The sequence below is a fragment of the Chryseobacterium gossypii genome, from assembly GCF_041361455.1.
Lineage (GTDB): Bacteria > Bacteroidota > Bacteroidia > Flavobacteriales > Weeksellaceae > Chryseobacterium > Chryseobacterium gossypii.
Genome location: NZ_JBGCUR010000051.1, coordinates 1 through 9,380, shown reverse-complemented (window position 1 = coordinate 9,380; position 9,380 = coordinate 1). Strand labels below are relative to the sequence as shown.

The 9,380-nt window shown below is 32.6% G+C and carries 9 protein-coding genes; 7 read left to right on the top strand and 2 right to left on the bottom strand.

Annotated elements, in window-relative coordinates; genetic code table 11:
* The coding region (locus ABMQ40_RS16300) for an RHS repeat domain-containing protein (RefSeq protein WP_370901514.1) at nt 1–1,529 on the top strand (1,529 nt) is incomplete at its 5' end.
* Nucleotide 1,530: 1 nt separating this feature from the next.
* Nucleotides 1,531–1,989: a hypothetical protein gene (locus ABMQ40_RS16295; protein ID WP_370901512.1), complete on the top strand. Its 459-nt coding sequence runs from the start codon at nt 1,531–1,533 to the stop codon at nt 1,987–1,989.
* A 46-nt stretch (nt 1,990–2,035) separates the two neighbouring features.
* Here ABMQ40_RS16295 and ABMQ40_RS16290 read toward each other — a convergent pair whose 3' ends face one another.
* On the bottom strand, nt 2,036–2,485 hold the full coding sequence (locus ABMQ40_RS16290; protein ID WP_370901510.1) for a hypothetical protein: 450 nt from the start codon (nt 2,483–2,485) through the stop codon (nt 2,036–2,038).
* Nucleotides 2,486–2,496: 11 nt separating this feature from the next.
* Nucleotides 2,497–2,835, bottom strand: a complete 339-nt coding sequence (locus tag ABMQ40_RS16285; protein ID WP_370901508.1) for a helix-turn-helix domain-containing protein — start codon at nt 2,833–2,835, stop codon at nt 2,497–2,499.
* A gap of 158 nt (nt 2,836–2,993) precedes the next feature.
* On the opposite strand from ABMQ40_RS16285, the gene ABMQ40_RS16280 reads away from it, so the two are divergent.
* The 5 genes from ABMQ40_RS16280 (at nt 2,994) to ABMQ40_RS16260 (ending at nt 8,745) form a co-directional block, all read left to right on the top strand.
* Nucleotides 2,994–5,348: an MTBMA_p00010-related P-loop-containing protein gene (locus ABMQ40_RS16280; RefSeq protein ID WP_370901506.1), complete on the top strand. Its 2,355-nt coding sequence runs from the start codon at nt 2,994–2,996 to the stop codon at nt 5,346–5,348.
* A 203-nt stretch (nt 5,349–5,551) separates the two neighbouring features.
* Nucleotides 5,552–6,439, top strand: a complete 888-nt coding sequence (locus ABMQ40_RS16275; RefSeq protein WP_370901504.1) for a tyrosine-type recombinase/integrase — start codon at nt 5,552–5,554, stop codon at nt 6,437–6,439.
* Nucleotides 6,436–7,293, top strand: coding sequence for a tyrosine-type recombinase/integrase (locus ABMQ40_RS16270; RefSeq protein ID WP_370901502.1), 858 nt, complete (start codon nt 6,436–6,438; stop codon nt 7,291–7,293). The genes ABMQ40_RS16275 and ABMQ40_RS16270 overlap by 4 nt, the downstream gene beginning before the upstream one ends.
* Nucleotides 7,294–7,297: 4 nt before the next feature.
* Nucleotides 7,298–7,507 carry a hypothetical protein gene (locus ABMQ40_RS16265; protein WP_370901500.1) on the top strand — a complete coding sequence of 70 codons (210 nt, stop codon included), beginning with the start codon at nt 7,298–7,300 and terminating at the stop codon, nt 7,505–7,507.
* Nucleotides 7,508–8,034: 527 nt separating this feature from the next.
* Nucleotides 8,035–8,745 (top strand): hypothetical protein, encoded by a 711-nt coding sequence (locus ABMQ40_RS16260; protein ID WP_370901498.1) that lies wholly within the window; start codon nt 8,035–8,037, stop codon nt 8,743–8,745.
* Nucleotides 8,746–9,380: the final 635 nt, after the last annotated feature.

The following is a 9,380-nucleotide window of genomic DNA, read 5'->3' as shown; positions in this document are numbered from 1 at the left end:
CATATACTGGAAACCGCCTGAACACCGTTACTGATGCCAGTCAGAATTATGCCGGCTATCCCGATGTATCAGGAAATACTATTTCTTATGATAATAATGGAAATATGATCAGCCATAAGGATAAGGGAATCTTGGGCATTGACTATAATTATCTTAATCTTCCTAAAAAAATTACATTTGACCAGACTTATATTGTAAGGGACATATTTTCAGGATTAGAGCAGATTAAAAATATCACTACTCAATATTTGTATAGAGCAGATGGAACAAAGCTAAGCAAAACTTATTCATACGGCATAGCGAAAAACAATTCGGAGGCTTTTACCATAACCAATTATCTGGATAGCTTTCAATATGAAGGTCAGGGAGCATCAGACAGGGTTCCAATGGTATTAAAATTTGTACCTACAGCAGAAGGATATTATAATTTTGAAAATAATAAGTATATTTACAATTACACAGACCACTTAGGAAATGTACGTTTAAGCTATATGAATAATGGTACAGGAATACAGATGATTGAAGAAAACAATTATTATCCGTTTGGATTAAAACATGACGGATATAATGGGTTGGCAGGAAATCCTTCTTATCAGTATAAGTACAACGGCAAGGAACTGCAAACAGAATCTGGAATGTATGACTATGGAGCAAGGTTCTATATGCCGGATATTGGAAGATGGGGTGTTGTAGACCCGCTGGCGGAGAAGTTTCCGAGTTGGTCACCGTACAATTATTCATTTAATAATCCAGTGAAGTATACTGATCCAGATGGACGTGCTCCATTGGATTGGGTTCAAGTTGGGGGTAATGTTTTTTGGGATAGTAGAGTTACAAATCAAGCACAAGCACAAAAATTTTGGGGATCAGATGCCATTCATCACGCTCCTAATGCATATGGTAGTGATGCAACCAATGGATCTGGATATGTTCTTTTTGGTGAAAATCGAGAATGGATACAAAATGGAACAAGTCATATTGCACCAGATATGGCTGGAACAGAGCCTCTAAGCATTAAAATAAGAAATTTTATTTCTGATAATTTAGTTTTAGAGATAGAAGGTAAAACATCTTTAGGAGTTCAAGCAGGTATAAAAGCTCCTGTCGGAAATGCAGATATAAATGTGGTTTCATTTGATGTAGCTGGCTTCAACTTAGATTTAATCAATCCAAGTAACTCAACAGGAGGATGGCTAAATGAAGCAGGAAGTACAAAATTTAAAAGTAGTGCTTCTATAGGAGCTGGTTTTAAAGGTACTCCTATAAGTGCTACAGCAGGGGTTGAACATTCTTGGACTGAAAAAAGCAATAATAATCCTTTTGGATATAATAGTGAAACAGCAAAAACAACAGGAATAGGCCAAATAGGTTTCTATAAAAAAGGAAATGGATTTGGTCAAAATAGCCTAATGAAAGGAGGAAACCTAACGGGTTCAGTAAAATCAACTTGCGGAGGATGTGTTAGCTTTGGAGTAGGTGTTAAAGCTCTACTTGGAGTTGATCTTAACATAAAGGCGGGAATCAAATAATATGACAGAATATTTTTTTGAAATGATAAATAAAGGAGATTTTCTTCTTTACATAGATGGAAAAGAAATTTTTATCGAAAGAAAATTTGGAGGTTTCGTATTTACTTCAAATATGTTTATTGACAAAAAATTAGTACTAACATCTAAATTAACACAAGTATTGTTTTATCGAAAATTGAAAATTACATTTTCAGACCTTAATCCAGAAATTAAGTTGGTAAATAATAACACTTTTAGCATAAGTAAAAAAACAATATCTTATAAATCTAAAGCTCTAAACTTCAATCCTAACTATAGCTTCTATAGCAATGGAAATTTAATTTTAGAATGTTATATGCCGAAAATTTTTTCTTCCAAAAAACAGTACAGACTTTTAGTTTATGATGTAAACGAAAATATAATCCAATATATCCTCTGTTTTTTCATTATTTTTAGTCTTGACGATATTGCTATAGAATAAATGGAAGTACTAATGAACAAAAAAAGTCACCAAATCGGTGACTTTTTTATTGTGTTAATATGTATTTTCCTTGCAATAAACTTCTTACAAAACCTTCAAAGTTATACTGTATCATAGGATTTATAGGAACAAATTTTAAGAAACTATCACTTTTTTTATTGTTTATATCTTTAAATAATGCAATTGCATTATTTAAAGTTTCCTTATTTTCAGAGGCAAAAGCATTATAAATTGATCCTACAAAATATTTGAAATTTATACTATTAATAATCTCTTGTTTTTTCTTATCATCCCAATTGTTTTCTTTAGCCGCCTGTTCTACTTTTTTATTACAATAATCGGTGAAATAATTTTTAAATTCTGTTACTTTGATAAGCTCATCAATAAGGATTTTATTTTCTGCCGTAGGAGTTGCTGGCGGTGGCGGCGGTAGAAGTTCTTGCGCCGATAAAAAAGAAGTAACAATTAAGGAAAAGATCAATACAATATTTTTCATAGTCTATATATCTATATATTAGAAAAGGTTTTTCTGGTTTTAAAATCCCTGATATAAGTATCAATAAGATCATAAAGGGTTTGTTTTTTGCTTTCTTCGAGCTGTTCCAAATCCTTAATTCGATCTACCGTTCTTTTATCAAAAGAGACCTGTGAAGTCTCGCCCACTAAATAATCTAAAGATACCCCAAGAGCATCGGCAATTTTTTTAGCAGCATCAATTGAAGGAATTGCTTCCCCCCGTTCATACTTTCCTATCATTACACGAGACACTCCACTCTTATCTGCTAAATCACTTTGAGAGAAATTGTTTTTATCCCTCAAAGCAGTAATTACACTTCCTATATTCATCTCTAAAAAGATATAAAAGTTCTTAATAATCAATTATAGTAACAAAAATATGAAATAAAAGGATACAAAAAAATCCAATAAGATTTGGCAAATTGAAAACAAAAAGATACTTTTGTATCTAATAATAACACAGAAAAAATTTTAAATATTTTTTTCCTATGGAAATCTCTGAAATAAAATCCCTGCTCACGATTGCAAATGTTCTGCATTATTACGGTTTAAAAGCGGATAAGACCAACAGAATCTGTTGTCCGTTCCACGAAGACAAAACGCCAAGTATGCAAGTGTATTACAAAACACAAACCGCATATTGCTTTAGTTCCAACTGCAAAACCCACGGCAAAAGTATGGATGTGATAGATTTTATTTTACACAAAGAAAACTGCACGAAACACGAAGCCATCAAAAAAGCAGTAGAAATTTTAGGACATACAGAACCCAATAGAAAAGACCGCTACCAAAAGGATTTAACGAGAGAGCAGTTCTTAACAAATATGTTCCAGTATTTTAGAAATGCAATTAATAACTCCAAGCCGGCAAAAGATTATCTACAGAAAAGGGGGTTGGATTATACAAAAATCGAAGTTGGCTATAACTCGGGGCAGTTCCACCACGGGTCACGGCGTGACGAGCAATTAATAAAACAGGCAATAGCCTGCGGATTGTTGATAGATAAAGGCATTACCGGAAGAACTGGAGAAAAAGCTTACGGAGTTTTTGGAAAATGGTCTATCTGTTTTGCTTTAAGAAATAGAGAGAATGAAGTAACCGGATTATATTTTAGAAGTACTCTCAATGATGATAAACACAAACATTATTATCTGAAAGACAGAAAAGGCATTTATCCAGGATATCCAAAAAAGGATACTAAAAAACTCATCTTAACCGAAGCAATAATAGATTGTGCAAGTCTTTTGCAAATACCCCAGATAAGGGAAAACTACAGTTTAATCAGTTGCTTCGGAACAAACGGGCTGAATGAAGAAATCCTAAATGCAATCAAAGAATTAAAGCAGTTGGAGGAAATCATTTTTTGTTTTGACCAAGACGAAGCAGGAAAAACAGCCGTAGAAAAATATACCAATGTACTAATGGAACAATTTACCAATGTGAAAATTAGTAGCGTGGAACTTCCGAATAATGATGTAAATGAAACGTTGCAATTGCACGATGAAAAACTATTTTTGGAATTACTGAAGAAACGGAAAGATATTTTTCTTTCAACTGAAGAAATAGAACCAAGACAGAAGAACCAAGAGCCAAGAGAAACCCAAACACCAAACACCAAAAACGAAACACTAAATCCAATCGATTTTCTCGGGCAAAAAGACCTGTTAAAATCCTTAAATCAATTAATCGAAAAATCCGGAATAATCGGCGAAGAAAACAGCAGAATGCTTTTGTTTTTAATCATCATTAGTTATCTAAATAAAAATCCATTACACGCATTAGTACAGGGAAGTTCGGGAAGCGGAAAGACGCATATTATAAGCAGAATTGCGGACTTAATGCCACAAGAAGACGTACTGAGATTTACAAGAATTACAGAATCGAGTTTATACAATTGGGGCGAGTTTGACCTGTACCGGAAGATCATCATTATAGAAGATTTAGACGGACTGAAAGAAGACGCACTTTACGCATTGAGGGAATTTATTTCCAACCAGGTATTAAGAAGCAGCGTAACCATCAAGGATAAAAAAGGAAATAACAAATCTTCCCATAAAATCGTAAAAGGTCAATTTAGTTCTTTATCTGCAACCACCAAAGGCGAAACCTACGAAGATAATATGAGTAGAAGTTTTTTAGTTGCCGTCGATGAAAGCAAAGAACAGACACAGAGAATTATTAATTACCAGAACCGCAGAAATGCTGGAGAAATAGATCCAAACGAACAACAAAAAGCAATAGGTTTTATACAGAAATTAGTTAGAAATCTAAAATACTATGAGGTTATAAATCCTTATGCAACCAAACTCAATCTTCCCGAAAAGGTGCATAAAATAAGACGATTAAACGAAATGTATCAAGCAGTAATAAAACAAGTTACATTTTTAAATCAGCATCAGAGAAAACTCACAAAAGACAATCAATTAATTACAGAAATCGAAGATATAGAACAGGCTACAGAGGTTTTGTTTGAAAGTATTGTACTGAAAGTAGATGAATTAGACGGAAGTTTAAGACAGTTCTACGAAAGATTAAAGAAATATGTAAAAAATGAAAAGCAAGATTTTGTTTTAAGAGAAATAAGACAAGAATTTAATATCAGTAAAACACAGATGTTCCGCTATGTACAAACACTTGTAGAACTTGATTACATCAAACAAGTCGGAGGTTTTGCCAACAAAGGAATACGTTATAAAATTAGTTATTGGGATAATTATCAGAAACTAAGAACCGAAATCAAAGACTTTTTAATGCTACAAATCCAAGGACTAAAACAAGAGCAAATAGCACCTTCAAAACCCAAGAATAAAAAGCTAAGTACAATAGTAAATGAAAGCGTGTGAAACGCTACGGAACACAAAAGGAACACTAAAAAATATATCTATGATATAAAAAGCATTGATGAATAAGGAGTTTACAGAGAAAATAAAAGTTAGCGTTCCAAAATTTAAAATATTGAGTAAGCAAACCTAACGTAGTGGTTCGTGAATACCTTTAAAAATAATAAAAAAGGACAATGAACAAAAGCATCATAAACCTATAAACTATGATTGATGAAATACTGAAAGATTATTACAATTACTTATTAATAAAGGGATATATCGAAGAAACTGCGAGAAAAAGATACAATGATGTAAGAGAATTTTTAGAATTTGCAGACAAGAATTATAAAGAAATTAAGGAAAAAGATGTTTTAAAATACTATGAATTTTTAAAGCAAAGGCCTAATAAAATCAAGAAAGGAAAAACGCTGAAACCTAACTCAATATTACATTTTATAAGAGCAATAGAATGTTTTTACGAAATGCTTTTTGAACTAAGAAAACTTCCAAATCTTTTACAAATTAATATCAGTTATCCCAAGAATTACGAGAATGATTTTGTAAGAGAAATCGTAACACAGGAAGAAATAAAAAACCTTTACGAAATCGCAGAACTCAAAGAAAAAGTTATTTTAAATTTAAGTTACGGTTGTGGATTAAGAGTTGCAGAACTAGTTGCCGTAAATAAAGAAGATCTATATCTGAAAGAAAATTTATTAATCGTTCCAAAAGGAAAAAACAGCAAAAGGCGAATAGTTCCATTTACCCAAAAAGTAAGAAAAGATTTTGAAGAATTTATTTTTTCAACTGAAGCCGAAGTTCGGCAGCCAATTAATCAACATCTAATATCTAATGCAAAAGGCGACAGAATGCAGGAATGGACTTATAACAGTACTTTGAAAAGCTTACTGAAGAAAATAAAAGTTCCTGAAGAACGAATAAAAAAAATATCAATCCATAGTTTACGACACAGTATTGCAACACACTTATTAGAAAACGGAATGGAGCTTGAAAAAGTCAGAGATTTTTTAGGACACAGCCAATTAGAAACAACGGAAATATACACACATATCAATAAAAACCAACTCAAAAATTTAAAAGAATATGGATGAAAACTTTAGAAAATTATCTACAAGAAAACTATAAAACCAAAGGATTAAAAACATTAATAAAAAGATTTACAGACTATCAGAACAGGAAAGCAAAAACCGCTACACTAAAGGAAATACTGCAATACATAGAATATTTACGGAAACAAAATCTCAATCCTAAAACCTTAAGAAATAATCTTTTTGCAATCAAAATCTACTACAAATATTTACAAGAAACAGGACAGAGAAGAGATCATCCTTGTTTAAAATTAAATCTGAAAGACAAAGTAAACAGAAGCATTGCAACGGAAAAATTATACAGCAAAGAAGAATTGGAAAAGATTTTAGAAAACCATAATCCAAAAGATAAAAAGGTAAAAACAAGAAATTTAGTAATCATAAGTTTGCTCATTAATCAGGCACTTTTAGTGAATGAAATCGCATCACTGAAATTAGAAGATATTAATCTTGAAACCGCAGAAATCCAAATCGGAAAAGGCGGAAAAACCAATGCAAGAAAATTACCGTTAAAAGCCAACCAGATTATACTTTTTCAGAAATATTTGGAAGAACGGAAACAGCTTTTAAAACACACGAAAAAAGAAAGCGAACACTTTGTATTATCGAAATATGGAACTTGTTTAAATCCTCACGGAATAAGCCGTTTAATCAATGAAGATAAACCGGAACAGGAAAGAATCCAACCTTTGAAAATCCGTCAAAGTGTCATCGCCAATTTACTGAAATCCGGAAACGATGTAAGAGTTGTACAAATATTTATCGGACACCGCAGAAGTTCAAGCACAGAAGAGTATAAACAAACCGATTTAGAACTATTGCAGAATGCCGTAAATCTTTACCATCCAAGAAGATAAAAAAATGGAAGACGAACTTCGTCCCAACGCTTGCATTTTGGTTAAATATCCCGCCCCCAAAGCAAAAAAAGACATTTTCCCCGAAGCTTTTCCAACGCTTTTCCCACGCTTTAATGCCGCAGCAAGTAACATAATCAAAATTATACGCAATTGCCCACGCAAAACGTTGCCTTCCACTTCGCTACTGGCAAACCAGCACCATTTTTGCCTATAATTTGGGATTATGCAAAATGCTTTCCTACGCTCCGTTTTTTACAAAAAACTCCGCTTCCACCGCTTTTAGCCGACACCTTCCCCGAACCTTTCCCTCACCCAAAAATACCTTTTGCCAACACCTCCCGCCCGGAACAGGAGAAAATGCGCCCATGCTCTGAACAACTCCGAAAGAAATTTTTGGAATAATAGAACTAAAAATATTAAAATGTGGATAAAGCCAACGCTGAACCCTTCCACCATTTTACCCACATTTTAACATTTTACAACAACAACGACACCAGGAAAAATGGAACTTATTTTTTCAATTGAAATAAAAAGTTGGCGGAATTTATTTTTTCAAATGAATAAATTTTTAACTTTGGGAAAGCCTTGATAATCAAGTTTGGAAAAGTTCCGATGCGGGGCTGAGAAGTAGGCGTTTTTTGAAATATTTTGTCCTCGCGCGAGCAATTTGTTGAGTAGAGTTAGTAGAATGTAGATCCACTGTCGGAACAATATCGCAGACATTCTACCTATAATTACGCTGTGAACAATCCGATTAGGTTTATTGACCCTGACGGAATGCAAGTTGATAATATCCATATTTTAGGAAATTTAGCAGATAAAGCTCTTCAGCAATTGAATGCAAATAGTAAATTATCAATGACAATGGATTCTAACGGTAAACTAGATACAGCTAATTTGAGCAAAGGTGATTATAATAAACTATCTGCAACAGATAAGGTTTTATATGATGGTATTAAAAACGAAAATATTGATTCGAGGATTTATGCTGAAAGTAAAAATATAGCCCCAGATGGAGGATTAATACCAGGAGGATCTTTCGGAGGAGCAAATTATGATTCAGCCACAGGGATTAGTACAGGAACCCAATACACTAATCCTGAAGTATTAGGTAATGCAGAAAGTTTTATAGGAACTAAATCGGGAACAGGCATGACACATGAGGTTGTTGAAAATGTACTTATCACGCAAGAATCTTTGAGAACTAAAAGTGATATTGCTATAGATACAAAATCAAATCCAAGCCCTGTATATCAAAAAGCACATGATGCTACAAGAGCAATGATGCCCCAAGATAACATTGTGATTAAAGTAAGACAAAATTTTGATGTAGTTGGGATGAGCGTTAATAGATATTGGGAAGGTGTTGCAAAGAAAACCAATATTCATGGGAAAGTACAAGAAAAATCTCTATACAAAGTTAATGTTAATGATAAGCGATTAAGGAAGTAAAATGAAAAATTTGTTTTTTTTAATAATTATTGCAGTTATTAGTTGTGGATGTCAAACAAAAAAAATGTTTAGCTCTAAACCTTTCCGTATTGAACGTAGTATTACGAAAATACATGAAAATGACAAAGTATATATTCTAATTGCGGATAATAATGACATAATTGAGGTTTTTAAACCACCATTTAATAAACAATCTACTTGTAAAAAAATAGTTTTAAATAGGAAGTATAATTTTAAGGTTTTTCCTGTAAGTGATTTAGTGCAGAAAGGTATTGAATCACCGAACGAATATACTTTAAATGATTCAACAATAATTAAATATAATAGTTATTATTCCTTAAAAAGATTTCAATTTTTATGCTTATAACAAAAACGTCCGCTCAATTGAGCGGACGTTTTTTATTTAGCGAAAGCCTGTTTAGTTTTAAAATTTTGGATAATATTATCCACGAGAAAGAACAAGTGTTCTTTGGTTGCAGGATCAAGCTTGTCGATATCTTCAATACGTTTTATCACTTCTTTATCGTAAGAAGAAATCTCACCTTCCCCGATTAAATAATCTACCGTTACATTAAAAGTTTGGAGTTGCTAACTTTGTTAGGACACGATTCTTATACTCTTTAACTTTAAGAGTA